The following is a 25,366-nucleotide window of genomic DNA, read 5'->3' as shown; positions in this document are numbered from 1 at the left end:
GGCACCAAAAAGTGCCTTAGGCGCGCGGCTTTGCGATGTCGGTGACGCGAAACTGGACCTGCTCGCGACCCTGCCAATGATCAATATTGAGGGTGCCGGCGAAGTGCATATGCTGGTCGTCGGTAGCCAGCAACAGATCGCCGATTGGCGTGCCCGCGGCGCGGAAAGCGATGGCCTTGAGCCGCGCGCCATCCTCCGACGTCAGCGTGAAACTGACATGGCCGCCCTTGCCCACCACCTGCGCGAATTTGGCGCGATGGGCTGGGAAAGCAAAGACCGGCATGGCATTGCCTGAGCCGAACGGCCCTGCCCGCTCGATGTCGTGCACCAGATCAGTCGTGGCGCCGCGCGCGGTCACCGCCGCGTCGATAGGCAGCGCGGTAGCGGCGCGGGCATCGCCGACGGATACGGATAGACGCTCGATCAAATGCGAGCGGAACGGCCCGAGTTGGCCCGGCTTGAGCGTGACACCCGCCGCCATGGCATGCCCGCCGCCTTTGACGATCAGGCCCAGTTCCACCGCCTCGATGACCGCGCTGCCCAGATCGACGCCAGGCATGGACCGGCCGGAGCCGGTGCCGGTGCCATCGGGCTGTAGCGCGACGGCAAAGACCGGGCGCTCGAAGCGCTCGCGTAGCCGCGCCGCGATCAGGCCAGCAACGCCCGGATGCCAATTGGCCGAAGCGAGCACCAGGACCGGCGGGCCATCGCCCAGCCCGATTTCGGCCCCGGCCACGCTGGCCGCCTCCTCAACGGCCTCGATTTCGATGCGTTGCCGTTCGGTATTCAACTCGTCGAGCTGGGCGGCGATGACCAGCGCCTGATGCTCGTCATCCAGCGTCAGCAGCCGTGTCCCCAGCGCCGCGTCGCCGATGCGGCCGCCAGCATTGATGCGTGGGCCGATGAGGAAGCCCAGATGATAGGGATTGAGCGGACCATTGACTCGCGCCGCCAGCGCCAGCGCCGCAATGCCCTGATTATCACCGCGCCGCGCCACTTCGAGGCCTCGCACCACAAAGGCGCGGTTAAGCCCGGTCAGCGGCACCACATCGCAAATCGTCGCCAGCGCCACCAGATCGAGCAGCTTCATCAAATCGGGCATCCGAGTATCGCCGCGCAGGCGCAGCACGCGGTTGACCGCAACGAGGACCATGAAGGTCACCCCGGCCGCGCAGAGGTAGCCGAGGCCGGAGATATCGTCGGGTCGGTTCGGATTAACCAGCGCATTGGCGTCCGGCAGATCGCGGTCGGACAGGTGATGGTCGATCACCAGCACATCGGCGCCACGCGAGCGAGCATGGGCGATCGGCGCATCGCTGGTGGTGCCGCAGTCCAATGTGATGATCAGGTTGGCGCCGGCATCGATCAGCTTGTCCATCGCCGCCGAATTGGGACCATAGCCCTCGAAAATCCGGTCTGGGATATGCACCTGCGGATCGAGACCGAAAAACCCTAGATACCGCGCCATCAGCGCACAGGAACAAGCGCCGTCTACGTCGTAATCGCCGAACAGCGCCACCGACTCATTGTCTGCGATCGCCTTGGCGATCCGCTCGGCCAGCGCGTCCATCGCCGTCAGCGTCGATGGGTCCGGCATCAGCGCCCGGATCGTGGGTTCGAGGAACACTTCCGCTTGGTCGATATCGACGCCGCGGCCGGCCAGCACCCGCGCCAGGATTTCGCTGTGATTGGTGCGCTGGGCAATCGCCGCCGCAATCCGCGTCATCGCCGGATCGAGACGGTCGACCCACACGCGGCCAGTGGCCGAGCGGGTCACGTCAAGAAAAGGGCGCGGAGGTTCGACCATGGAGCAGAGAACTAGGTGATTTGGGAGGGGCGGTCGAGAGGAAGCTGTTCAGAGCGCCAAAGGTGGTCCGACCACCTCCATGCCGTGCGCCCGGCTCAGCTCGCGGAACGCCTCCGAGTTCGGGTCGCGCAGGCCCGCGGCGAAAAACGCTTCCATCGTTCCTGCCGGCTGAAATCCAACCATCAGTCGCCCTGTCTCGCTCAGATTGGCGAACGCATGCGGAATGCGGCGGGGCCCGAAGATGAAGTCGCCCGGCTTCAGATCGAACAGCTCTTCGCCGATCAAGAAGCGGAAATCGCCCTCCTGGACGAAGAACAGCTCGTCCTGCTCATAGTGAAAATGCAGCGGTGGCCCGCCCCGCCGCGTGCGAACGGTGTCAATCATGCAGAGCGCGCCACCGGTGTCGGTTCCCGATACCTTGGTGTTGAACTGCCCGTTCAGGAAGGTCACCGGCTGCCCGAAGCGATCCTGATCGGCAAGTACCGTTAGAACAGCCATGCGTCACCTATGAACCAGCACCGTCCGCCCACGCGGAGCCGCCGTCAAGGTCTAGCGCGCGTGATGCGCCTTGATCCAGCGTACAGTCTGGCTCCAGGACCGCATGACGATGGTGGAGGTCTCCACCGATTTGCGCCGCAGCCGAATGCCGTCGAGCAGTGTCCCATCAGTCACCCCGGTTGCCGCGAACAGCACATCGCCAGCCGCCAGTTCGGTGACGTCGTAGATTCGGTTGGCGTCGTGAATGCCCATGCGATAGGCGCGCTCGCGCTTGTCCTGCGTATCAAGGATCAGCTTGCCCTGCATATGCCCGCCGATGCAGCGCAAAGCCGCAGCCGCCAGCACGCCCTCGGGCGCCCCACCGGAGCCGAGATAGATATCGATGCCGGTATCCTCGGTGTTCACCGCGTGGATAACGCCCGCCACGTCACCGTCGCTGATCAGCTTGACGGCGACGCCGGCTGTCCGCAATTCCTCGATCAGCCCCGCATGGCGCGGGCGATCCAGCACGATGGCGGTGATTTCGCTCAGCGGCACGCCCTTGGCCGAGGCGAGGGCTTTGACGTTGGCCGTCGCAGTCTCATCGATATGCACCACGTCCTTGGCATAGTCTGAGCCAACCGCGATCTTGTGCATGTAGACGTCGCGGGCGACGTTGAGCAGGCCGCCGCGTTCGGCCATGGCCAGCACGACGATGGAATCGGGCTGGTTCTTGGCGCAGAGCGTCACGCCTTCCAGCGGATCGACGGCGATATCGACCGCAGGGCCGTCGCCGGTGCCCACTTCTTCGCCAATATAAAGCTGGTCAGCCTCGCCGACTTCGCCTTCGCCGATGACGATGCGGCCGCTGATCTGTACGCGCATCAATTCTGCTTGCATGGCGCTCACGGCAGCGTCGTCGGCGCCCTTTTCATTGCCCTTGCCGCGCCATTCCGCCGCGGCGATGGCGGCGCGCTCGGTCACGCGCACCAGCTCAAGCGTCAGGCTGCGATGCAGGTGCGCCGCGCTGCGGCTCTCCTCGGCCTTGGTGAGTCTCATGCTTCCCCCTGCCCGTCGCCGGACGAAGCTCTACAGCATCTCGATCCGGATCAATTGCGGCTGGCCGACTATGAACCCATCGGCGGCGATCTGCGCAAGGGATTCGCGCACATTCGCTTCCAGCGTCTGCTGGGTGATCATCACGACGGTCCGCGTCGGCACGCCGTCCTCGGACACATCCTTAGCCTTCAGATCTGGCCTTTGGATGACACTATCGATGGAGATGGCATGTTCGCCCATGCGCGTGGCTATGGCCGCCAGGGCGCCGGGCACGTCCTTGGCATTGAGGCGGATATAGTAGCCGCCTTCATGGGCGCGCATCGGGGCCTGTTTGTAGGGCAGCAGTTCGTCGCTGGGCACGCCCAACGGCGGCACGCGGGTGCCGCGAGCGATGTCGAGGATATCGGACAGCACAGAGGATGCCGTCGGCGGTCCGCCCGCGCCGGGACCCGCCAACAGCAGTTCGTGCACATGGTCGGTTTCTAGCGCCACGGCATTCATCACGCCGTCGACGCCCGCGATGGCGCTACCCTTGGGCACGAAGGTGGGATGCACGCGCTGCTCGATGCCGTCGTCGGAACGCTGCGCGATGCCGAGCAGCTTGATCTTGTAGCCGAGGTCGGAGGCCACTTTGATATCGTGCTGGGTGATCTTGGTGATGCCCTCGACGTGGATTTTGTCAGGGGCAATCTCGTAGCCGAAGCACAGCGTGGCAAGTATCGACAGCTTGTGGGCGGTATCGAAACCGTCGACATCGAAGCTAGGGTCAGACTCGGCATAGCCCAGCGCCTGCGCGTCCTTGAGGCAATCGGCAAAGGAGATGTCCTCATTGCCCATGCGGGTAAGGATATAATTGCAAGTGCCGTTCATGATGCCGAAGACCTTGGCAATCTTGGCCGAGCCCAGGCCCTCGCGCAGCGTCTTGATGACCGGGATGCCACCCGCGACCGCAGCCTCGAAGCCGAGCTGGGCGCCCGAGTCCTCGGCCATCTTGGCCAGCTTGACGCCGTGCTTGGCCAGCAATGCCTTATTGGCGGTGACCACGGGCCGCCCGATCTCAAGCGCGGCTTTGACCGCCGCGAACGCCGGGCCATCCTCGCCGCCGATAAGTTCCACGAACAGGTCGATGCCGTCGGATTTTGCCAAAGCCACCGGATCGTCGAACCAATCGAGCCCCGAAATATCGATGCCGCGATCGCGCGACCGCGACCTAGCAGCGACAGCGGTGACGATCAGCGGACGGCCCAGCTTCTTGGTCAACTCGGCGCCATCCTTCTGCAAGATGCGCACCAGCGTCGCGCCGACGTTTCCGAGCCCTGCCACGCCGATTCGCAATGGCGTCGCGGTCGCGGCTTCGCCGAAATCCTGCATCGCCTTGAGGATGCGCATGCGCGTGTCGCTGCGCGGCTCGCGGCCCTCGCGCAGGTCGAACACGAATAGCGGATCGCCCGCGATAGTGCGGCCGAAACGCGTGGGGGTCCAACCACGTGCGGAGATAAAGGATTCGACGGATTGGCGGAAAGATTGGATGTCGCTCATGGGAGCGACATCTGCATAGGAAAGTGCCTAGTCGTCAATAGGACTTAGCGAGCAGCCATCAAGGATGGGGCGCCTGATTGAAGTAGAGCAGTGAACCAACCACGGCGATCAAGATCAGAACTCCGATAATCCAGCGGGGGTTCATGATGCTACGCGCTCAGCGGTACCACGTTGCCCGACCCGACATTGCTGCCGAGCAGCTTCTTGATGTTGCGGGCGGCCTGGCGGATGCGCTGTTCGTTTTCGACAAAGGCCAGGCGAATATATTGATCGCCATATTCACCGAAGCCGACGCCCGGAGCCACGCCAACGCCGGTTTCCTTGATCAGGAGCTTGGCAAATTCGAGCGAGCCGAGATGAGCGAACTGCGCGGGAATCGGCGCCCAGGCGAACATGGTGGCCTTGGGCACTGGAATGTCCCAGCCGGAACGCGCGAAGCTCTCGACCAGCACGTCGCGGCGCGACTTGTAGATCTTGCGGACTTCCTCAATCACGTCGTCCGAGCCGTTCAGCGCTGCCGTGGCAGCAACCTGGATAGGAGTGAACGCACCGTAGTCGAGATACGACTTCACCCGCGCCAAGGCGGCGATCAGCCGTTCATTGCCGACCGCAAAGCCGACGCGCCAGCCGGGCATCGAATAGGTCTTGGACATCGAGGTGAACTCGACCGTGATATCGATGGCGCCCGGGACTTGCAGCACGGAAGGCGGCGGTGCGTCTTCATCGAAATAGATCTCGGAATAGGCGAGATCGGACAGGATGAAGATGTCATTGGCCTTACAATACTTGACCACCTCAGTGTAAAAATCGAGGTCGGCGGTGTAGGCGGTTGGGTTGGCCGGATAGTTCAGCACCAGCGCGATCGGCTTCGGAATCGAGTGCCGAACGGCGCGATCCAGCGAGCGCATGAAATCCTCATTCGGATCGGCTGGCATGGAGCGCACCACGCCGCCGGCCATGATGAAGCCGAAGGCATGGATCGGGTAAGTCGGGTTGGGAACCAGCACCACATCGCCCGGCGCGGTAATGGCCGAGGCCATGTTAGCGAAGCCTTCCTTGGAGCCCAGGGTCGCGACAATCTGCGTATCGGGGTTCAGCTTCACGCCAAAACGGCGGCCATAATAGCTCGCCTGAGCCTTGCGCAGGCCGGGAATGCCGCGCGAGCTGGAATAGCGATGCGTGCGCGGGTCCTTGACCGTTTCCTGCAGCTTTTCCACGATATGGGCCGGGGTCGGCATATCGGGGTTGCCCATGCCCAAATCGATGATGTCGACGCCTTCGGCGCGCGCCTTGGCCTTGAGCGGATCGATATGGGCGAACACGTAGGGCGGAAGGCGGCGGATGCGGTGGAAATCGTCGGTCATGATATCCTCAGTGGTCCTTCCCGGACCGGATGGGGCCGCGACGCGCTGTCTGGCTTGAGACTCTGCGCTGCGCCTCCGAACAAGAGTGCGCGATTATCGCGGAATTATGGTTGTGAACGGGTTAAACGCTGCATTTGCAGCGGAACAATCATGTTCGGCTCTTCCCTGCCGGTGTGGCACTCGGGAAGAGCTAGCGGGCGTTCGCCCGCGTCAATGCGATGATAGCGGCGGCCATCCGATTGCCGGCGAGCGAGGCTCCAACCAAAGCAACAGTGAATGGGGACGGCATGTCTATTGCCCTTCGGACACGTTTTTTGTAAGGAAACCAGCTATCGAGAGAGCCGTTCATAAATGCACTGCGGGGCATTGTAAATGGTCACGGGGGCTACGACCTTCGTCCAGAATGGCGTCAAGTGAGGATTGAATGGTAAAGCGCATTGCCCTGGTCACGATTGGCACGCAGGGCGACGTTCAACCCTATCTGGCTCTCGCCATGGCGCTCAAGGATCGTGGCTACTCGGTTGTTCTCGGCGCTTCCGAGGAATTCGAGGACATGGTCACCAGCCACGGCATCGAATTTCATTCGCTCGGACCATCGATCCAGGCCTTCCTGATGCAGTCGCGGTTCGAAAACGCGATGAGCCAGTCGATGCTGATCAATGGCCCGTCCCTGCTGCGGCAGGGTCAGCAGATCGTCGATACAGCCGCCCGCCATGCCTGGAACATGTGCCAGGGCGCCGACGCGCTGATTCTCAACATGAACACCAGTTTCGGCATCGACATCGCCGAAGCGTTGCACATTCCCGCTCTGATGGTGGCGCTGCAGCCGCTCAACTCGACCAGCGAATTTCCGCTCTGCATCTATTACGGTGCCGATTTTGGTCCGGCCTTCAACCGGCTGACCTATACGGCCATGACTGTGCAGCAGATCTATTACAACCTGCCGCGCAACAAGCTGCGCCGCGAGTTGATGGGCCTCGAGTCCCGCAAGAAGGGCGGCTTCTTCCGCAATACCGACGGCACGCCGCTGACGACGCTCTATGCCTATTCCGACGAGATTTCCCCGCGCCCGCGCGATTGGCCCAAGAGTGCCATCGTCTCGGGCTACTGGACGCTCAAGGACCAGTCCAACTGGCAGCCGTCGGCCGAGTTCCAGAAGTTCCTGTCCGAGGGTGAGGCGCCGGTCTATATCGGCTTCGGCTCGATGCCGTTCGGGGCCGAGCGCAACACGCAAATCCTCAAAGACGCCGTCAAGCTGTGGGGCGGTAGGGCCGTCGTCGCGCGCGGTTGGGGCGGGATCAATCCGAGCGACCTGCCCGACACCATCTTCGCCATCGAAAAGGCGCCGCACGACAAGCTGTTCAAGTATGTGTCGGCCGTCGTGCATCACGGCGGCGCCGGCACGACATCGGCGGGCCTGCATCTCGGCCGCCCGACCTTTATCGTACCGCAGACGGTCGACCAGCCCTATTGGGGCCGCCGCGTGTTCGAGCTCGGCACCGGTCCCAAGCCCGTGCGCCTGCGCAAGCTGACGCCGGAAATCCTGGCCGGCGCGCTGGCCGATCTCAGCACCAACGAAACCTACCGCAAGAACGCCTCGGCCCTGGCCGAAAAGCTGCATGCCGAGGACGGCACCGCTACCGCCATCAAGGTCATCGAGCGGGTGATGGCCAATTACACCCCGCATGCCGCGATCAAGCCGAAAAAGAAAAAGCCGGCGCTGAAGCTGGTTGGGTGATTTTCGTATCGCCCGCGGGCATCTAGCGCCTACGGAACTCTCCCACCCACAGGCAATCTCCCGACCCACCGGCCCTCCCGCGGACTTGATCTGCGGGCCTCTCGCCGCGCCCACCGTGTTGAGAGTGGCCCGCGGATCAAGTCCGCGGGAAGAACCGTGCTGGGGACAATTTGGGGCCACAACAAAAAGGGAGGCTTTCGCCTCCCTTTTTCATTCGCAATATCGCCCGCCCTACTCGGCCGGCACGGCCTCAACCGAGTCATCGAGCGCGTCAATGCTCTCGTGCCGATCATACGCAGCCTGATCCAGAATACCCTCGCGCTTGGCGACGATAGTGGGGATCAGCGCCTGGCCGGCGACGTTGACCGCGGTACGGCCCATGTCGAGGATCGGATCAACCGCCAGCAGCAGCCCCACGCCTTCCAGCGGCAGGCCCAGGGTCGACAGCGTCAGCGTCAGCATCACGGTGGCGCCGGTTAGGCCCGCGGTCGCCGACGAGCCGATGACCGAGACGAACGCGATCAGCAGATATTCCTGCAGCCCAAGCGGCACGCCATAGAACTGGGCGACGAATATCGCAGCGATAGCTGGATAGATCGCGGCGCAACCGTCCATCTTGGTGGTGGCGCCGAGCGGCACGGCGAAGGCGGCGTATTCACGCGGCACGCCGAGGTTTTCTTCGGTCACGCGCTGAGTCAGCGGCAGGGTGCCGATGGATGAGCGGGAGACGAAAGCGAGCTGAACGGCGGGCCAGACGCCCTGGAAATACCGGATCGGGTTGAGGCCATTGGTGCCCAGCACGATCGGGTAGACCACGAACAGCACGATGGCGAGGCCGATGTAGATGGCAGCCGAGAACCAGCCGAGCTGCGCCAGCGCATCCCAGCCGTAGACGGCGACAGCATTGCCGAGCAGGCCGATAGTGCCGATCGGGGTCAGGCGGATCACCCACCACAGGATCTTGTGCACGATCTTGAGGAAGGAGCGGTTGAACGCCAGGAATGGATCGGCCGACGGGCCGACGCGCAGCGCCGCGATGCCGACCACGATCGAGATGACGATGATCTGCAGCACGTTGAAGTTCAGGCTGGTGGTGGCGCCAGTGTCTTTGACGCTGGTCGATGCCGTCAGCCCCAGGATGTTCGAGGGAATGATACCCTTGAGGAAATCGAGCCAGGAGCCGGACGACGACGGCGCATGCGCGGCGGTTGCAGCCACGCCGGTGTGAAGGCCCGGCTGGATGATCAGGCCGAGCGCAATGCCGATGCCGACGGCGATCAGCGCGGTAATGGCGAACCACAGCAGCGTCTGCCAGACGAGGCGGGCAGCGTTGTTCAGCTCACGCAGATTAGCGATGGAGGCGACGATGGCGGTAAAAATCAGCACCGGCACTAAGGCGCGCAACAGCGACACGAAGATCGAACCGACTGTGGCGAGCGTCTGGGTCAGCCAATTGGCGTTGCCGGCGGCATCTGGCCCGATATTGCGGGCGATATAGCCAAGGATCAGCCCCAACACCATGGCGGCGAGGACCTGGAAACCGAAATTGCGATAAAAGGGCTTGGGCGCCCTGGCCGGCCGGGCGGCCGACGAAAGTGTAGTGGGAGACATGTTGACCTGCAGGTTGGAAAAGCAAAGCTGCCTACCGATTAAGCCGCCAGCCTCATTCTTGGTCACAAACTACCCTTCCCCCTCAGAAGTTGCAGCGCATGGTTTTCCGTTTGCAATCACAGCGGAAATTCCTGTTGGCGAAACCGGTTTCACGGCAATGCCATGCCGGGCCGGTTATCGCGACAATGCGGTAGCGCACGCCGCCAGCACTGGGGGTACGCTCAGCGCCAGCGCAAAGGCGATTACCAAAGGCCCCAGATCGGGGGCGAGCCAGGCCATCGCCAACAGCCCTGCCCCAGCCAGACCAAACGCCACCCCAGTCACCCGGTGCGCCTTGCGCCATTGACTGTCCCCGGCGATCGGCCAGGGCAGCCGTAGGCCGGCATAGGTGTGGCGCTCCGCCTCGGCGAAGACGATGCCGAGGCCGATTAGGAGCAGACCAAGAGCAATGGCCGTTAGGCGAACCAGATCGAGGTCCGAGCCGATGCCGTTCAGCAATAAGCCAAGCTGCACTGCTACGAGGACACCGAGCAGAAGCGTCAACGCCGGCTCAAGGATGTGACGCACCTTGGCGAGGTGGTTCTTGGTCAGCAGACCACTCAGAACCGCAAACCCGCCCAGCAGGACGACGGCTATGACCGGACCGACCGCCAGCGCCGCATTGCGCGGCCATAGCCAATCGGCCTGGCTGGCCGCCCAATGCGCGGGAAAGGCGTAATCCGCCGGCACGCGGAACACCGCCACGCCGGTTATGGCGCCAAGCACAAGCAGAAGCAGCAGGTGGAAGCGGGTGATGAGGTTGAACATGGCGGGGCTCGTATTGCCCGGTCTATCTGGTTGTGCGCAGCGCAAAAGAAAAGGGCCGGTTTCCCGGCCCTTTGCAAATATGTCCCGAAGCTTAGCGCTTGGAGAACTGGAAGGACTTGCGGGCCTTGGCCTTGCCGTACTTCTTGCGTTCCACGACGCGGCTGTCGCGGGTCAGGAAGCCACCCTTCTTGAGGATCGGGCGCAGGCCCGGCTCGAAGAAGTTCAGCGCCTTGGAGATACCGTGACGGACAGCACCGGCCTGGCCCGACAGACCACCACCGGCGACGGTGACGACGACGTCGTACTGGTCAGTGCGCTCGGTCGCGACGATCGGCTGCTTGACGATGAGCTGCAGAACCGGACGGGCGAAATAGGTCGCGAATTCGCGGCCGTTGATCACCACGGCGCCCTTGCCTGGCTTGATCCAGACGCGAGCGACGGCGTTCTTGCGCTTGCCGGTGGCATAGGCGCGGCCCTGGGCGTCGAGCTTCTGAACGTGGACCGGAGCCAGGTTGACTGCCGGAGCGACGGTGGAGGTCCCGAGGTCTTCGAGAGAATTGATGGTCTCGGCCATGTTACTTCACCCTCACGTTCTTGGAGTTCATCGCAGCCACGTCGAGCTTCTTGGGCTGCTGAGCCTCATGAGGATGCTCGCCAGCGGCGTAGACCTTGAGGTTCTTCAACTGGGCGCGGGTCAGCGGGCCACCGGGCATCATGCGACGCACGGCGTTCTCGAGAACGCGTTCCGGGAAACGGCCTTCGAGGATCTCGCGGGCAGTCCGGTCCTTGATGCCGCCGGGGAAGCCGGTGTGCCAATAGAACTTGTGCTGGTCGAGCTTGCGACCAGTGAACTTCACCTTGCCGGCATTGATGACAACGATGTTGTCGCCCATGTCCATGTGCGGGGTGAAAGTCGGCAGATGCTTGCCGCGGAGACGCGAAGCGATGATCGAAGCGACGCGACCGACCACAAGGCCTTCAGCGTCGATCAGGATCCACTTCTTGTCGATCTCGCTCGGCTTGGCAGTGTAAGTGCTCATGAGTGAAATTCCCTAGATTTTCGTGGCTTACCGGCCCGTTCTCGAAGGAATTGGCGGCTTATTGCGGTCCGTTTAGAGGGGGAGTCGCACGTCGTCAAGGGGGTTGATAAACATCAACAAAATCAATGCTTTATGGATGCGGTATTATACTACCGCAAAGCACGACGCATATCCGCAAGGTAGGCGATCGTCAGGCCCGCCAGCATGAAGGCCAGCGCCTGATGGCCGACGGCGAGGCCGATGGGCACCGAAAACAGCAGCGTGGCAATGCCCAAAGCGGCTTGCAGCACGACGAACGCGGCGATGCGGGGCAGCCAGCCATTGACACCATCAAAGCCGCCAGCGCGCGATTGGCGCCAGATGGCGAAGACCAGATAGAGGATGATGACATAGGCAATGCAGCGATGGACGAACTGCACGGTCAGGGCATTCTCGAACAGATTGCGCCAGAACGGCTGCATGATGCCCAAGCCATTGGGGATGATGGCTCCATCCATCAGCGGCCAGGTATTGTAGCCCATGCCTGCGTCGAGCCCGGCAACGAAGGCACCCGCGGCGATCTGGATCAGGATGAGCACGAGCAGGATCGCCCCGGTCCAGATATTGGTGGTTGTGACCTTGCCTGGCGCCCTGCCCGGCTCCAGCGAGCGCGGTACATAAACCAAGGCGATGAATAAGAGCGCTGCCGCCGTAAGATGGGCAGCCAGCCGGTATTGCGACACGGAGGTGAGTTCGGACAGGCCCGAAGACACCATCCACCAACCCAGCACGCCCTGGAAACCGCCGAGCACGAACAGGCCAGCCAGCGGCAAGGCCAGCGTGCGCGGAAGACGGCGCTGCACCAGGAATACGAGGAACGGCACGAGGAAGATCACACCCAGCAGCCGCCCGATCAGGCGATGAAGATATTCCCAGAAGAAGATGGCTTTGAAGCCATCCATGGTCATGTCGATATTGTTGACCTGATATTGCGGGATTTGCTTGTAGGCGTCGAATTCGGCCTGCCAGGCCGCATCGTTCATCGGCGGGATGGTGCCCGAAATCGGCTGCCAACTGGTGATGGACAGCCCGGATTCCGTCAGCCGTGTAATGCCGCCAACCACGACCATGAACAGCACCGCGGCCGCCACGACATAGAGCCAGATGCGCACCGGGCGCAGGCGATTGGTGGCAGGCAAGGTCTGTATCAGTGCGGCATCATGGGCGGTCGTCACAGCATTATCCCGGTATCGGTCGACGGGGCGCAGTGGTATGCCCGCCCACTAGGAACCGCAATAGCCGCGATGACGCATGATGACGCAGCGCAAACGCAAATTTTTGGGAGTGCTGCTGATCCTCGGCTCGATCGCGGCATGGCTGGTCGTGGGCACGACGATCTATCTGGAACTGCTGCAGGGCATGCCGTGGTTCGTGCTGATCCCGTTCTTTTGCGTCGCCGGCATGGGCTGGATTTTCCCGGCCATGGCCCTCATCCGCTGGATGGCCAAGGATGACGTACCGGCCGCCTAGCCAGTGATGCGACCTAGCGTGCTGAAGATGGTTCCCGTCGCGAAAACATCGATATAGCGCTTTTTCTGGAACAGTCCGTTGAGCGAAACGCGCGGCAGTGCCTGCGGCGTCTGGCTGTGCTGCGCATAGATGCCGCCGGGGCGCGTGGTGACGCCGGTGCGGAAGCCGAGTTCCCGCGCCAGCTCGAATTCACGAGGCCCAGCCGAGGCGGGCCCCCCGATGGGATACGAGATGTGCGCCGGCCGATGGCCGAACTTTGCCTCCAGGATATCGGCCGACCGCGCCATTTCGCTGCGCGCCTGCTCCAGCGGCAGCTTGGCCAATTCATAGTGATGCACGGTATGCGCGCCGATGGTGCAGAGCGCTTCGTCGGCGAACTGCCGCAGCTCGTCCCAGTCCATTATGAGGTCGCGGCATTGCCGGTCGAGATCGTAGCCATGGTCGACTGCAAAACTGCGCATCAAAATGACCCGATCTGCTTCCGGCATTTTGCGCATTCGCCAGTAGAGCACATCATAAGCCGCCTGCTTCACCGCGAGGGTGCTGGTGTCGAGGCGCTCCCCGTCCACGGTAATGGCATTTTCGCGGCCAATAATGTCCTCGATGGACTGCCACCAGACCTCGCCGGTGCCATCGACCAGAGCCGTCGGCACATAGAGCGTAAAAGGGCAATTCTGTCGCCGCAGCACTGGCAGCGCGTATTGCAGGTTGTCCTTATAGGCGTCGTCGAAGGTGAAAACGACGAACTGCCGCTCGTGATCGTCGGTGGAAGCCATGCGGACGACGGCTTCGTCCATGCTGACGATATCGATACCCAGCGCCCTTATCCGGGTGATGCAATAGTCCAGAAAGTCCGGCCGTACCTGCAGGATAGCATTCGGCGCGAATTCGGCCGGCGCATCGGGCAACACCCGATGCAGCGTGAAGATGACGCCGCGCGACGACGACAGCGTCCGGATCAGCCCCGGCAGTCGGGACAGCCACAGTGCTTCGAACATGGCGCCAATGGCGGCGTATTTCAGAGACGGCACGCGGGGACCCCGACTGAATTATGCCGCGACCAATTCGGGCGTGGTGACGATATCGGCGCGACCGAATCCGGCATCTGCCAGTTGCTGGCGCAGGTCCTCGACGTCGGTGGCGTCATCGCTGGCCACCAGCACCAGCCGCCCTTCGAGGTCGGCGAACAGGGGGAGTGTCGAGGTCATGCCGACCCGGCCGGTCATCAGCACCACGACTTCATAGATATCGCCCAGCGCTTCGATCAGCGTCAGCGGCTTGGGCGAGCGGCGATCGATAGTCGCGCCCTGCCCCCATGGCACTTCGGCAAAGCTGTTGTCGCTTGACTTGTGCACGACATCGCCGAAGCTGGCTTCGTCGGTGCTCAGGTCCGACAGCCCGGCATCGTCGGAGCGGCGCGCGCTGCCAGCATCGACTAGGGCCACGCTGAGCCCTTTGTCGAGCGCGTCGGCAACCAGCGCCTCGGCCAGCATTTCACATTCGACATTGGACCGGTGGCCCGCGAGCAGCACCAGCCGCGTGCGGCCAAGCGCCAGATCGGAGGACAGGTCGGCGAAGGCCGTATGGGCAGATTGCGGCCGCGGCGCAACGGGAGCCGGCGGCAACGCGGTCTCAGGCCGGGTCCGGACTGGCGGCGCGACGGCGCGTTCGACCTCCTGCTGCTCGTCCTCGGTCAGTTCCGGCTCAGGCTCCGGCTCGGCCAGAACTGCCTTGATGAAGCGCGCGCGGTCAGCCTTGTCGACATCGTGTTCGCTGGCGAACATCGGCGCAGCCTGCTCCACTGCCAGAACCGTTACGGCTGGCGCAGCAAGCACTTCCTCTGGTGTCTCGAATGCGGGGGGCGCTTCGAAGGCCGCAACCTCGGGCTCGGCATCGTCCAGGGTGGCGATATCGGCATCAAGTGCTGGCTCTTCCATCCACTGCTGGTCGGCCTCAAGCTCGGTCTCCATGAATGGAACCGTCTCAAGCTCGTCCTGCGGCCGCACTTCGGGCTCGTCTTCATAGGCAATGCGGCGGCCTTCGATGATGGCCCGGCCAGACATTAGTTCGCCCAGGATGACGAGGCCAATCTGGGCAGCTGCGGCGACTATGCCGACAGCCAGCAAGATCAGCGGCGTCTTGGGCGAGGCCGGGCTCACCGACGCGGCAGCCAGCGAAACCACTCGCACATCAGGCAACGCCTCGGTGCGCGTCGTGGCTTCGCTATAGCGTTGCAGATAGCTGGCCAGCAGGTCGCGCTGTGCCTTGGCCTCGCGTTCCAAGCTGTCCAAAGTGACGGTATTGGTGGTGGCGGCAGAGGCCGAGCCCTTGGCGCGGGTCAGCTCGCTCCGCAGCGAGGTTTCGAGGTTAGCCTCAATCTCAGCTTCCGATTCTAGCCCCTCGGCGACACGGCGGCCTTCGATATTGATTTGGTTGTTCAGCTCGTTGATCTGGGCGACCAGTGCCTGGATCGTCGGATGATTGGGCAGCAGCGTCGCGGCTTTCTGAGCCTGCTCGCCCTGCAGTCGCGCCTTTTCCTGCGTCAATTGCTGGATCACGGCCGAAGCACGCACGTCGGCAATGCCATCGATCGGCGCACCGCGTTCCAGCAGCCCCCGGATCAGCGAGGCGCGCGACAAGGCCGCGCTCTTGCGTTCCTGGGCGGCGCTGATCTGCGTGGCAACACTGGACAGGTCCTGATCGGCCAGGCTCGTATTGTTGGCGCCCACGAACAGGTCGTTCTGCACCTTGAAGTTGGCGACCGCGTTTTCCGCATCGGTGACCGAGACGCGCAGCTTGGCGATTTCATTTCCCAGCCAGCCGGACGCTTCGACGGTGTCGGACAGCGACAGATCGGTGCGGCGCGCCACATGCGCATTGGCGACCGCATTGGCGATCTTGGCGGCCAGTTCCGGATCGACCGACCGCACCAGCACGGTGATGATCGCCGAGTCGCGTTCCTGGATCACCGTCATGCGATCGAGCAGGTTGGCCAGCACGGTCTCATCCACATTGGCTGGCGCGGCCTTGCGGCCGAGGAATTGCGAAATGATCCCCAGGGGCGACGGGCCACTGCCGCTGCCGTTGAACTCGGGAACCGAGCGCAGGTCGAGCTGGTCGATGACGTTGAGCAGGGTCTCGCGCGATTTGATCAGCTCGATCTGGCTGGAGACGACGCCCGCCGCCAATCCACTGACCGCCGCCGACGGCGCATTACCCGCCGTATCAAACACGTTGGTGCGCGGCTCGACCAGGATGCCGGCCGAACTCTCATACATGCGCGGCACAAACATCAGCAGCGCGAATGTAGCAGCCAGCAGCAACACCGTCACCAGGATGATGCGTGGCAGACGTTTGACGACCGCACCGAATACGGCGCCCAGATCTATTCGTGCATCGCGCAAAGCCTGCGATTCGTAGGCCATTGCTCACCTCGCCTGTTCGGGGGATTTATCGCCCCATCGTAGTAAGCAATCCGTTAAAGCATTTGCAGATCGCAACAATACGCGCCCGCTCTAAGGGAAATCTTAACCATCCCGGCAGACACTCCGGCCATCAAACCCGAGCTGGATTCTCATGCGCTGGCTGCCCGTTCTCACCATTGCATTGATGCTGCCGCTGGCATCCTGCGCCACCGTGCCGGCGACATACCTCGTCGACACCAAGGGGCCGTACCAGCTCGACACCGGCGACGCCCTGCGGGTGACCGTCTATGGCGACGCCGACCTGACCGAGACCTACCGCGTCGACGATAGCGGCTCTATCGCCTTCCCGCTGGTGGGAACCGTGCCCGTGCGCGGACAGACCACCAAGGTTGCCGCGGCACGCGTGGCGGCGGCACTCGCCAATGGATATATGCGTAATCCCAACGTTGCCGTGGAAGTGGCCGAGTACCGACCCTTCTTCATCCAGGGCGAAGTCGGCAATGCCGGCCAGTTCCCCTATGTCTATGGCATGACCGTCCGCGCCGCGATCAGCACGGCGGGCGGCTTCACTGACACCGCCGATCGCAACAGCGCCGTGGTGTATCGCCGCCAGGGCAACGAAATGGTCAAGGGCGCCGTCAACCTCGATTTCCCCATCTATCCCGGCGATACGATCGTCGTGAACGAACGCTGGTTCTAGCCAGTGGGCCCAGCGCGCAAGCTGCGCATCCTGCAAGTCATGCGCGCTCCGGTGGGTGGGCTGTTCCGCCATGTCGCCGACCTGACGCGGTCGCTTGCGGCTGACGGCCACGAGATCGGCATTGTCGTCGATAGCCTCGCCAATGACGCCCAGACCGAAAGCCGGCTCGCTGCGCTTACCCCCTTCGCCAGCCTGGGCATTCACCGCTTCGCCATGCCGCATGTGCTGGGCCGCGGCGATCTGGTGACGCCGCTGGCGGTGCGCCGGCTGGTCAGCAAACTAAATATCGACGTGCTGCATGGCCACGGCGCCAAGGGCGGCTTTTACGCGCGGCTGGCGAAGATCGGTAAACGCCGGCCGATCGCGATCTACACCCCCCACGGCGGCGTGCTGCACTTCTCCGCCAGCTCGCGCTCCGGCCAGGTTTTCCACCTGCTCGAGCGCAAGCTAATGGCGCAAACGGCTGCGATCATCTTCGAAAGCGCCTTCGCCAGGCGCACCTATAGCGCCGTGATCGAGGAGCCAACCTGCCCCAGCCCGGTGATCCACAACGGCCTGAACCCGGACGAATTCATTCCCGTCCCCGCCAATGACGATGCGGCAGACTTCGTCTTCGTTGGTGAATTGCGCGATCTCAAGGGCATTCACATCCTGATCGAGGCGCTGGCCGAGGTGCGGCGTCCCGATGGAACACCCGCCACGCTGGTCATGGCCGGCGACGGGCCCGCCCGCGCGGCCCTCACGGCACAGATCGCCAAGCTCAAGTTGCAAAATCGCGTCGAACTGGCAGGTGCCCAACCGGCCCGCGCGATGTTCGCCCGCGGACGCTGCGCCTTGGTGCCGTCACTCGCCGAATCCCTGCCTTATGTGGTTCTCGAAGCCGCAGCCGCTCAACTGCCGGTAATCGCCACCAAGGTGGGGGGCATTCCCGAGATTTTTGGCCCCACGGCCGCCAGCCTGATCCCCGCTGGCGATCCACTGGCCTTGCGCGAGGCCATGCAAGCCGTCCTCGACGATCCAAGGGGAGCGCATATCGAAATGAAAACCCGGCTCGCGCACATCGCCGAAGCTTTCTCGCTGGAGCGGATGGCGGGCGATATCACGGCGCTCTACCAGAACCTCTCGGCCTAATCCTCACCGCCAATTTCACCGAGTCTTCACTCCTTGAGCCGATGATGGCGCCGAGTACGAGTACCGGTGGCGTCAAATGTATCGCGTAGACCCTAAACAGGCTGTGCTGGAGCACGTCTCCAAGCAAACCGAGGCCGGTCCCGCCGGTCGCACGCTCTCGCCACAGGCCGAAGCCATTATCGCTGCCACAATGGAGCGCGGCTATTCCGGTGCCGTGATCGTCGGCGTCGCTCAAGCCGCTGAAGCGGTGCTCCTCGCGCTATTGGGTTTCGGGATTTACGAAGCCTATGTGCAGCTGGGCGAGCCGGCCTTTTATGCCCCGGTGATCCTGGCCTCGTGCCTCTTGGCCAATATCCTGTTCAACGCAGCGCGCACCCATCGCATTGCCTCCTACCGCACCCTGTTCAGCCAGCTCAGCCGGGTGCTGATCGGCTGGACCTTGGTCATGCTGGTGCTGGCCATCACCGTATTCTTCCTCAAGGCGTCGGACATGGTCTCCCGCGTCTGGCTATTGAGCTGGTATGTCGGCGGCGCTGTGGGTCTGGTTTCCTATCGCCTGGGCCTGCGGGCACTCGTCTGGCATTGGACCAATATGGGCCGCCTGAAGCGCCGCACCGTCATCGTCGGTGGCGGGCACGATGCCGAAACGCTGATCCAGCAGATCGACAAAGGCGCCTCCAACGATATCCGCCTGCTCGGCCTGTTCGATGATCGCGTCGATGACCGCTCGCCCGAGACGGTCGCCGGCTGCCCCAAGCTGGGCAAGGTCGCCGATCTCATCGAATTCGCCCGCCGCTCGCCCGTCGATCTGGTGATCGTGTCGATGCCGCTTTCGGCGGAAAAGCGCGTGCTCGAAATGCTGACCCAGCTCTGGGTGCTGCCGGTCGATATCCGGCTCTCGGCGCATATGAGCAAGCTCAAATTCACCAACAAGGCCTATTCCTATGTTGGCGACGTCGCCGTGTTCGACATGGCCGATCGGCCGATTTCGGACTGGAACCTGATCTTCAAATGGGTGTTCGACAAAATCGTGGCGCTGACCGCGCTGATCGTGTTCTCACCGATCATGCTGGCGGCAGCCATCGCCATCAAGCTTGAGAGCCGCGGCCCCGTGTTCTTCATGCAGAACCGGCACGGCTTCAATAACGAGCTGATCAAGATCTACAAATTCCGCTCGATGCGCACCGACATGCTGGATGCCAGTGCCAGCAAGCTCGTCACCAAGGGCGATCCACGCGTTACCCGGGTGGGCCGGTTCATCCGCAAGACCTCCATCGACGAGCTGCCGCAGCTCATCAACGTGCTCAAGGGCGAGCTGTCCATCGTCGGGCCCCGCCCCCATGCGCTGCAAGCCAAGGCCGATAACAAGCTCTACTATGAGGCCGTCGAAGGCTATTTCGCGCGCCATCGCGTCAAGCCCGGCATGACTGGATGGGCCCAGGTCAATGGCTGGCGCGGCGAGACCGACACCATCGACAAGATCATGCAGCGCGTGAACCACGACCTCTACTACATCGAGCACTGGTCCATCCTGCTCGATCTGTACATAGTGGCCATGACCCCGGTGTCGCTCGTCTCCAAGAACGAGAACGCCTATTGAGCCTCGCGAGCACCATCGGTCCCGATAGCTTCAAGACCGGGTCCAAACGACTCGGCCGCACTTATCTGCGCACCAAGGTGCAGGTGCTTTTCGATTTCTTGGTCGGGTTCTGGATTTTCACCGGTTGCCTGGTCTTCGTCGAGCCCTCGCCCTACGAGGTCAGTTTCCTCCTGGTTCTGCCCTTCGCCTTCCTGGCCGGCATGGGGGTTTATCGCTCTACCCTGGGACTGCTGGCCATGTTCGTGGCCTTCATTCCTTTCGCGCTAGTCTCCGCGTTCCAGGCGCGGGTGCTGTCGATACCCGACGAGATCACTTTCGTCATCGTCACGGCCTTTCTGCTGCTCACCAGCTATTTCGTGGCAAATTACGTGGCCGAGCAGACCGCACGGCGCATGCGGCTGGTGATGAACGCCTACACGGCCGCAGCCCTGATCAGCGCCGTGATCGGCACCCTCGCCTATCTGGGGCTAATGCCTTCCGCCGATACCTTCCTGCTCTATGGCCGCGCCAAGGCTATGTTCAATGACCCCAACGTGTTCGGGCCATTCCTGATCCTGCCCGCAATGTATGCCCTGCAGCGCGTCCTCCTGGGCACCAACCGCAAGGCGTTCTGGGCGGGCACGGTCTATATGGTGCTGTTCATCGGCGTATTCGCCAGCTTCTCGCGCGCCGCCTGGGGACACTTCGCGTTTTCATCGATCATCGTGCTCGTGCTGTGCTTCTGGCTGGAGGCGCGGGCGCATGAAAAAGTACGCATCATGATCCTGTCGCTGGTGGGCTTGGGCATGCTGGCGGTGGCGCTCGGCGGACTGCTCAGCATTCCCTCGGTCAACAGGCTGTTCGAGACACGCGCGGCGAGCCAGAACTATGACAGCGGCGAAACCGGCCGCTTCGGCCGCCAAGGCTACGCCTGGGAACTGGCGATCGCCAATCCGCTGGGCATCGGGCCGCGCGAATTCAGCTTCATGCGGGTGAGCGAGCTGCCGCACAATGTCTATGTCAACGTGCTGCACGCCTATGGCTGGGGTGGCGGCGCGGTCTACTATCTCCTGGTAATCCTGACGCTGTGGCGGGGCATAGCCAGCCTGACCAAGCCCTCCCCTTACCGGCTGATGATGATTCCGCTGGTCGCGACCTACACAATGCTGGTCGGCGAATCGGCCATCATCGACAGCGATCACTGGCGGCATTATTTCCTGCTGGTCGGCCTGATCTGGGGCGTCGCCAGCGCCATCAACCACAGCAAGCGCGACCCGATCCCTCGGGACGCCATGCTCATTTGAGCGGTTGCGCGATTTTCATATAGCGCTCCGCCAGCCGGGCGGTCCCAGCGGCAAAACCTGGCGCATGGGTCTGGGCCAGGCTGGTTTCGCCATGTGAGCTGATCCAGGCCAACAGCGCCATGCGGCGCAGCATCACCATAGTATCCATCGCCATCACATCGGCAGCCGAAAGCGACCGAACGGCCGTATACCCCTCCAGCCACGCCGCCTTGAGCGCCGGGATGGCGAGGTGGGTTTCGTGGAAGGAAATGGCCGCCGCGAAGTCATAGGCGAACCAACAGAAGCCACAATCGTCGAAGTCGATCAGGGTGACGTCGTCGCCATCCACCAGCAGATTGCCCAGCCGCATATCGGCATGGATCAACCCGAACCTGTCCGCCGAAGTCCCGTACTCGGCCAGTTGCGCGCGCAGCAGCCCATCCAGCCTGTCGAGCGTCGCCCGAATGGCCGGCGTAATCTCCCGCGCGGCCCGCCAGTTGCCCCACAACCCATCTTCATCCAGAATCCGCTCGGCGCTCCAGACTTGCCGCACGAAACTCTCCGGCCGGCGCCAATCGACAACATGCTGGTGCATCTGCGCGGCAAATCCACCCAGTGTAACGAACAGCTCTCCCAGATTGCTGGTCGGCGATGGCTCCTGCCCCAGCGCATAGGCGAACAGCACCGCCAGCCGCGGCTCATGCCCCGGCTGATCGAAGGCTTGCAGAATCTGGCCGTTCCGCCCCCTGATGGGCCTGGGCACCGGCAGCGTGGTATCGCGCCGCAGCGCCATCAGCCAAGCCAGTTCGCTCTCGACCGAAGCGCGCGACTGGTAGCCGGGCCGATGCACTCGCAGGCAATAGGTCTCGCAAAACGGCGCATCGATGCGAAAAGTGTGATTTTCGGAGTGATTGATCAGGCGCGCCGTACCGGCGGCCGTTTCCGACCACAACTGCAATGCGCCGACCAGGCCGGGAATGCTCAATGCAATGGCATCCGGATTGTGCCCTCAAGCTTCGTGCATGACGATATCCCGAATGGCCGGGGATATGCCATGCGACATCAGTGTCATCTACGATGAGTGGGAATTGGTCGGAGCGGCCGGATTTGAACCGACGACCCTTTGTCCCCCAGACAAATGCGCTACCAGGCTGCGCTACGCCCCGACTGCGCGGAGACATAGAGAAGCGGGGCTTTTCGTGCAACCCTCATTTTCTTCCAAACGGAACAAAGTGCGATTTTGACCCCAGGAAGCGACAAGCGGTGGGAGAAGTCCCACCAAAAGTCCCACCGATGCTTTGCGTTCGGTCCTTGGTTTCGTCCGTGGCGCAGTTCGTTACGCAGCCAGCGCTCGGTAGTGAGAACCCGCTCGCCGCTCCGTGCCCAAAATCGGTCGGCGAACTGACAAAAAGGGGGGGACCTATGACGATGCCTCGCTAAGGAGAAGCGACGAGCCTCGCGAAAACGCGCTCGACATTTGACATAGACCCGGACGGCATGGCGTTCTGATCCAGGCGATCTCACAGCGATTCCAATGGCCTTAGTTGCCGAATTAACGGGATTCCGGTTAGCGCCCTATTTCAACCGTTCAAGCAGGCTCGACAAGTTCCCAAAGGCTGTCGTTCGAATTTGCCGGGGGGTGGATCTGGCGAGTGTCCTGCCGAAGCAGACGGTACGCCATTGGCTTCACTAACGCGCATGTGAGTGAAGCTGCGGATGTTATTCCGCCGCTTGGCACTTCAGTTCGCAGCCCCTTGTCCGAATTCAAGGTTTGTCGGGCGAGGAAGAAGGGGCCCTTTGCCGCTGCCAGTTGGAACGTTTCATTCCGGCAGTTTTGACCCCATTGCGGTCGTTGAGAGCAAGTTTTCAAACTCCCAAAAAGCCGCCGTGCAATCAGCTGTGCATTGCGTGGACGAACACGAGATACGCTCATTGCATCCAAGTCGGCACCTAGGCGTTGCGCTGTCGCAAACATCGAGGAGCAATAGTTTTGGGGACAGCGGATATGGATCGAGAGCCGCAATTCCTGTCCGGGGCTTCCGAGATGGCGCAACGAATTCGCGCATTCGACTGGTCGAGTTCCCCGCTCGGTGTGCCTGAGACGTGGCCGGCGGGGCTGCAGACCCTGGTTCAACTGCTGCTGACGAGCAAGCAGCCCATGTTCCTGGCTTGGGGTTCTGAGCGAACCTGGCTCTATAATGACGCCTTCATTCCGATTGCCGGACGCAAGCATCCGATATCAATGGGCCTTCCGAGCAGCGAGGTTTGGGCCGAGGCGTGGTCTGACCTGCGGCCTTTATTCGATAGCGTATTTGCTGGTGAAGCCATCCACATGACGGGCTTCACAGTCGGTCTCGACAGGCAGGGTGTGGTCGAGGACGCCTCTTTCGATTTTTCGTATACCCCGATCAAGTCGGCCGACGGAATGGTGGAGGGGCTTTACGGGGTATGCATCGAAACGACCGGCCGTATTGCTGCCGACAAGGCGCAGTTGGCCATGGCAGTCAGGGAGCGGGATCGCATCTTCGAGATGAGCCCCGATCTGTTCGCGGTTGCGACCTTCGATGGCATGCTAACATCGATCAATCCTGCATGGTCGCGCCGCCTGGGGCGTTCAGCCGATTGGCTGCTGAGCACGCCGTTTGGGGAATTTATCCATCCTGATGATCTCGGCGAGACCGGCGCGGTTATCGCAGAGCTCCAAGCCGGACGAGCCGTTCATCAGTTTCATGTTCGACTTCTTGCCCAAGATGGAACGCCGATCGCTTTTGCCTGGTCTGCAGTTCCCGAAGCGCCCGGAAGCGGCCTGTTCTATACGGTTGGCCGTGACATCACGGAGGAGACGGCGGCAGCGGAAGAGCTTCGGCTAGCCCAAGAGGCATTGCGCCAGTCTCAAAAAATGGAAGCCGTCGGCCAACTCACCGGCGGCTTGGCGCACGATTTCAACAACGTCCTGGCCGGCATCAGCGGAAGCTTGGAGCTGATGAAGACGCGCCTGGCGCAAGGCCGGATTGCCGATCTCGATCGGTATGTCACCGGCGCGCAAGGAGCGGCCAAGCGTGCAGCCGGCCTGACGCAGCGCCTACTCGCCTTCTCGCGCCGGCAGACGCTCGACCCCAAGCCGACCGATCTCAACCGTCTGATCTCAGGCATGCAGGACCTGATCGAACGAAGCGTGGGCCCCGCCGTGCAAGTTGAAACCGCGGCGGCCGGGGGCCTGTGGACCACCTTCGTAGACCAAGGGCAGCTTGAGAATGCCATGCTCAACCTGTGCCTGAATGCGCGTGATGCTATGCCTGACGGCGGCAAGCTTACGATCGAATCCGGCAATCGCTGGCTGGACGAACGGGCTGCGAAGGAACGCGGCTTGCCGACCGGACAATATGTATCGCTGTGCGTCAGCGACACTGGAACCGGTATGTCGAAGGAGGTGATCGATCGTGCCTTCGATCCCTTTTACACTACCAAGCCGACCGGACAGGGCACCGGCCTGGGCCTGTCGATGGTCTATGGTTTTGCTGGGCAGTCGAACGGGGCCGTGCGGATTTACTCGGAAATCGGCAAAGGTACGATGGTTTGCATCTATCTGCCCAGGCATCAGGGCGATGCGGATCTCGATGACGATCAGCCCGAACCGACGGCCGCCGTCCGCTCAAGCGATCATGAGACGATCCTGGTCGTAGATGACGAACCGCTGGTCCGTATGGTGGCAATCGAGATGTTGACCGAACTCGGCTACCAGGTGATCGAGGCTGTTGATGGCCCCTCAGCTCTCAAAATTCTCCAATCTGATCAGCCAATCGATCTTCTGGTCACCGATGTCGGCTTACCGAATGGGATGAATGGCCGCCAATTGGCCGATGGGGCGCGTGCAAGTCGACCCCGGCTGCAAGTTCTGTTCATCACCGGATACGCTGAAAATGCTGTGCTGAACCACGGTCATCTCGATCCTGGTATGCACGTCATGACCAAACCCTTCGTCGGAGAGACGTTCGCCCGACGGGTGAGGGATTTGACTGCCAAATCAAGCTAACCCATGGGCGGTTGGCTGGTTAGCGCCGCGACGCTACCGGCGCATAGAGGCGAACCATGGTTTTGATACCCGACACACTATCTGAATAGACGCGGGCCCGGATCATCTTATTGCCCTGGCTCCCGCGGACGAGATCTTCGCCGAGCACCAGCCTCGCTGCCTGTTCCGGGGTGTCGGCAGCCACGATATGATCGTCTGGTTGGATGATGGGAGATCTGCAATCGACGACGCGATACTGCTTGAACATTTACGCCTCGACCGATG

The 25,366-nt window shown here is 62.4% G+C and carries 21 protein-coding genes and 1 tRNA gene; 7 read left to right on the top strand and 15 right to left on the bottom strand.

All coding sequences use genetic code 11. The features are described from left to right. Nucleotides 1–16 precede the first annotated feature (16 nt). From recJ to JWP26_RS12855, 5 genes are all read right to left on the bottom strand, one after another. Nucleotides 17–1,807 (bottom strand): single-stranded-DNA-specific exonuclease RecJ, encoded by a 1,791-nt coding sequence (recJ, locus tag JWP26_RS12875; RefSeq protein ID WP_299728130.1) that lies wholly within the window; start codon nt 1,805–1,807, stop codon nt 17–19. Between the two features lie 48 nt (nt 1,808–1,855). After that, nucleotides 1,856–2,305: a cupin domain-containing protein gene (locus JWP26_RS12870; protein ID WP_299728127.1), complete on the bottom strand. Its 450-nt coding sequence runs from the start codon at nt 2,303–2,305 to the stop codon at nt 1,856–1,858. Between the two features lie 51 nt (nt 2,306–2,356). Next, on the bottom strand, nt 2,357–3,343 hold the full coding sequence (gene glpX, locus JWP26_RS12865; RefSeq protein ID WP_299728124.1) for a class II fructose-bisphosphatase: 987 nt from the start codon (nt 3,341–3,343) through the stop codon (nt 2,357–2,359). Between the two features lie 30 nt (nt 3,344–3,373). Further along, the gene (locus tag JWP26_RS12860; protein WP_299728160.1) at nt 3,374–4,714 is read right to left on the bottom strand and encodes a homoserine dehydrogenase; all 1,341 of its coding nucleotides are present in this window, start codon (nt 4,712–4,714) and stop codon (nt 3,374–3,376) included. Nucleotides 4,715–5,031: 317 nt separating this feature from the next. Beyond that, on the bottom strand, nt 5,032–6,246 hold the full coding sequence (locus JWP26_RS12855; protein ID WP_299728121.1) for an LL-diaminopimelate aminotransferase: 1,215 nt from the start codon (nt 6,244–6,246) through the stop codon (nt 5,032–5,034). A gap of 424 nt (nt 6,247–6,670) precedes the next feature. Between JWP26_RS12855 and JWP26_RS12850 the strand changes: the two genes are divergently transcribed. Next, nucleotides 6,671–7,984, top strand: a complete 1,314-nt coding sequence (locus tag JWP26_RS12850; RefSeq protein WP_299728118.1) for a glycosyltransferase — start codon at nt 6,671–6,673, stop codon at nt 7,982–7,984. A 231-nt stretch (nt 7,985–8,215) separates the two neighbouring features. Here the strand turns inward: JWP26_RS12850 and JWP26_RS12845 are convergent, their stop codons facing one another. From JWP26_RS12845 to JWP26_RS12825, 5 genes are all read right to left on the bottom strand, one after another. Next, nucleotides 8,216–9,595, bottom strand: coding sequence for a dicarboxylate/amino acid:cation symporter (locus tag JWP26_RS12845; RefSeq protein WP_299728116.1), 1,380 nt, complete (start codon nt 9,593–9,595; stop codon nt 8,216–8,218). A 174-nt stretch (nt 9,596–9,769) separates the two neighbouring features. Continuing rightward, complete coding sequence (locus tag JWP26_RS12840; RefSeq protein ID WP_299728113.1) at nt 9,770–10,402, bottom strand: SdpI family protein; 633 nt, start codon at nt 10,400–10,402, stop codon at nt 9,770–9,772. A 91-nt stretch (nt 10,403–10,493) separates the two neighbouring features. Beyond that, nucleotides 10,494–10,976, bottom strand: coding sequence for a 30S ribosomal protein S9 (rpsI, locus tag JWP26_RS12835; protein WP_299728110.1), 483 nt, complete (start codon nt 10,974–10,976; stop codon nt 10,494–10,496). Nucleotide 10,977: 1 nt separating this feature from the next. Beyond that, the gene (gene rplM / locus JWP26_RS12830; RefSeq protein ID WP_299728107.1) at nt 10,978–11,442 is read right to left on the bottom strand and encodes a 50S ribosomal protein L13; all 465 of its coding nucleotides are present in this window, start codon (nt 11,440–11,442) and stop codon (nt 10,978–10,980) included. Nucleotides 11,443–11,591: 149 nt separating this feature from the next. After that, nucleotides 11,592–12,656, bottom strand: coding sequence for a COX15/CtaA family protein (locus JWP26_RS12825; RefSeq protein WP_299728104.1), 1,065 nt, complete (start codon nt 12,654–12,656; stop codon nt 11,592–11,594). A gap of 79 nt (nt 12,657–12,735) precedes the next feature. Between JWP26_RS12825 and JWP26_RS12820 the strand changes: the two genes are divergently transcribed. After that, a complete protein-coding gene (locus JWP26_RS12820; RefSeq protein ID WP_299728101.1) occupies nt 12,736–12,951 on the top strand; it encodes a DUF2842 domain-containing protein in 216 nt (71 codons plus the stop codon). On the opposite strand, the gene JWP26_RS12815 is transcribed toward JWP26_RS12820, so the two are convergent. Both JWP26_RS12815 and JWP26_RS12810 read right to left on the bottom strand, forming a co-directional pair. After that, nucleotides 12,948–13,982: a polysaccharide deacetylase family protein gene (locus JWP26_RS12815; protein ID WP_299728099.1), complete on the bottom strand. Its 1,035-nt coding sequence runs from the start codon at nt 13,980–13,982 to the stop codon at nt 12,948–12,950. The genes JWP26_RS12820 and JWP26_RS12815 overlap by 4 nt on opposite strands. 18 nt (nt 13,983–14,000) lie before the next feature. Continuing rightward, nucleotides 14,001–16,376, bottom strand: coding sequence for a GumC family protein (locus JWP26_RS12810; RefSeq protein ID WP_299728097.1), 2,376 nt, complete (start codon nt 16,374–16,376; stop codon nt 14,001–14,003). A gap of 151 nt (nt 16,377–16,527) precedes the next feature. Between JWP26_RS12810 and JWP26_RS12805 the strand changes: the two genes are divergently transcribed. The 4 genes from JWP26_RS12805 to JWP26_RS12790 all read left to right on the top strand — a co-directional run bounded on the left by JWP26_RS12805 (nt 16,528) and on the right by JWP26_RS12790 (nt 21,090). Further along, nucleotides 16,528–17,076: a polysaccharide biosynthesis/export family protein gene (locus tag JWP26_RS12805; protein WP_299728095.1), complete on the top strand. Its 549-nt coding sequence runs from the start codon at nt 16,528–16,530 to the stop codon at nt 17,074–17,076. A 3-nt stretch (nt 17,077–17,079) separates the two neighbouring features. Then, nucleotides 17,080–18,207 (top strand): glycosyltransferase family 4 protein, encoded by a 1,128-nt coding sequence (locus JWP26_RS12800; protein ID WP_299728093.1) that lies wholly within the window; start codon nt 17,080–17,082, stop codon nt 18,205–18,207. Nucleotides 18,208–18,283: 76 nt separating this feature from the next. Continuing rightward, a complete protein-coding gene (locus tag JWP26_RS12795) occupies nt 18,284–19,807 on the top strand; it encodes an undecaprenyl-phosphate glucose phosphotransferase (protein ID WP_299728090.1) in 1,524 nt (507 codons plus the stop codon). Continuing rightward, nucleotides 19,804–21,090: an O-antigen ligase gene (locus JWP26_RS12790; RefSeq protein ID WP_299728087.1), complete on the top strand. Its 1,287-nt coding sequence runs from the start codon at nt 19,804–19,806 to the stop codon at nt 21,088–21,090. Before JWP26_RS12795 ends, JWP26_RS12790 begins: the two co-directional genes overlap by 4 nt. Here the strand turns inward: JWP26_RS12790 and JWP26_RS12785 are convergent. Together JWP26_RS12785 and JWP26_RS12780 are read right to left on the bottom strand one after the other, a co-directional pair. Further along, nucleotides 21,083–22,054, bottom strand: a complete 972-nt coding sequence (locus tag JWP26_RS12785; protein ID WP_299728084.1) for a phosphotransferase — start codon at nt 22,052–22,054, stop codon at nt 21,083–21,085. The genes JWP26_RS12790 and JWP26_RS12785 overlap by 8 nt on opposite strands. Before the next feature lie 104 nt (nt 22,055–22,158). Continuing rightward, a tRNA-Pro gene (locus tag JWP26_RS12780) sits at nt 22,159–22,235 on the bottom strand. Nucleotides 22,236–23,074: 839 nt separating this feature from the next. On the opposite strand from JWP26_RS12780, the gene JWP26_RS12775 reads away from it, so the two are divergent. Beyond that, nucleotides 23,075–25,102, top strand: coding sequence for an ATP-binding protein (locus JWP26_RS12775; RefSeq protein ID WP_299728081.1), 2,028 nt, complete (start codon nt 23,075–23,077; stop codon nt 25,100–25,102). Between the two features lie 19 nt (nt 25,103–25,121). Here JWP26_RS12775 and JWP26_RS12770 read toward each other — a convergent pair whose 3' ends face one another. Beyond that, entirely contained in the window at nt 25,122–25,349 is a 228-nt protein-coding gene (locus JWP26_RS12770; protein ID WP_299728078.1) for a hypothetical protein, read from the bottom strand. Between the last annotated feature and the right edge of the window lie 17 nt (nt 25,350–25,366).

Origin of the sequence: Devosia sp. (genome assembly GCF_028290435.1) — a bacterium.
In the GTDB taxonomy this organism is placed as follows: Bacteria; Pseudomonadota; Alphaproteobacteria; order Rhizobiales; family Devosiaceae; genus Devosia.
This window is presented reverse-complemented; position numbering and strand designations above follow the sequence as displayed.

What these genes read in the sequence shown, in the direction of transcription:
- JWP26_RS12820 (WP_299728101.1), top strand. Translation starts at nt 12,736, where the DNA reads ATGACGCAGCGCAAACGCAAATTTTTGGGAGTGCTGCTGATCCTCGGC.
- JWP26_RS12770 (WP_299728078.1), bottom strand. Translation starts at nt 25,349, where the DNA reads ATGTTCAAGCAGTATCGCGTCGTCGATTGCAGATCTCCCATCATCCAA.
- glpX (WP_299728124.1), bottom strand. Translation starts at nt 3,343, where the DNA reads ATGAGACTCACCAAGGCCGAGGAGAGCCGCAGCGCGGCGCACCTGCAT.
- JWP26_RS12855 (WP_299728121.1), bottom strand. Translation starts at nt 6,246, where the DNA reads ATGACCGACGATTTCCACCGCATCCGCCGCCTTCCGCCCTACGTGTTC.
- rplM (WP_299728107.1), bottom strand. Translation starts at nt 11,442, where the DNA reads ATGAGCACTTACACTGCCAAGCCGAGCGAGATCGACAAGAAGTGGATC.
- JWP26_RS12840 (WP_299728113.1), bottom strand. Translation starts at nt 10,402, where the DNA reads ATGTTCAACCTCATCACCCGCTTCCACCTGCTGCTTCTGCTTGTGCTT.
- JWP26_RS12775 (WP_299728081.1), top strand. Translation starts at nt 23,075, where the DNA reads ATGGATCGAGAGCCGCAATTCCTGTCCGGGGCTTCCGAGATGGCGCAA.
- JWP26_RS12795 (WP_299728090.1), top strand. Translation starts at nt 18,284, where the DNA reads ATGTATCGCGTAGACCCTAAACAGGCTGTGCTGGAGCACGTCTCCAAG.
- recJ (WP_299728130.1), bottom strand. Translation starts at nt 1,807, where the DNA reads ATGGTCGAACCTCCGCGCCCTTTTCTTGACGTGACCCGCTCGGCCACT.
- JWP26_RS12860 (WP_299728160.1), bottom strand. Translation starts at nt 4,714, where the DNA reads ATGCAGGATTTCGGCGAAGCCGCGACCGCGACGCCATTGCGAATCGGC.
- JWP26_RS12870 (WP_299728127.1), bottom strand. Translation starts at nt 2,305, where the DNA reads ATGGCTGTTCTAACGGTACTTGCCGATCAGGATCGCTTCGGGCAGCCG.
- JWP26_RS12810 (WP_299728097.1), bottom strand. Translation starts at nt 16,376, where the DNA reads ATGGCCTACGAATCGCAGGCTTTGCGCGATGCACGAATAGATCTGGGC.
- JWP26_RS12845 (WP_299728116.1), bottom strand. Translation starts at nt 9,595, where the DNA reads ATGTCTCCCACTACACTTTCGTCGGCCGCCCGGCCGGCCAGGGCGCCC.
- JWP26_RS12805 (WP_299728095.1), top strand. Translation starts at nt 16,528, where the DNA reads ATGCGCTGGCTGCCCGTTCTCACCATTGCATTGATGCTGCCGCTGGCA.
- rpsI (WP_299728110.1), bottom strand. Translation starts at nt 10,976, where the DNA reads ATGGCCGAGACCATCAATTCTCTCGAAGACCTCGGGACCTCCACCGTC.
- JWP26_RS12850 (WP_299728118.1), top strand. Translation starts at nt 6,671, where the DNA reads ATGGTAAAGCGCATTGCCCTGGTCACGATTGGCACGCAGGGCGACGTT.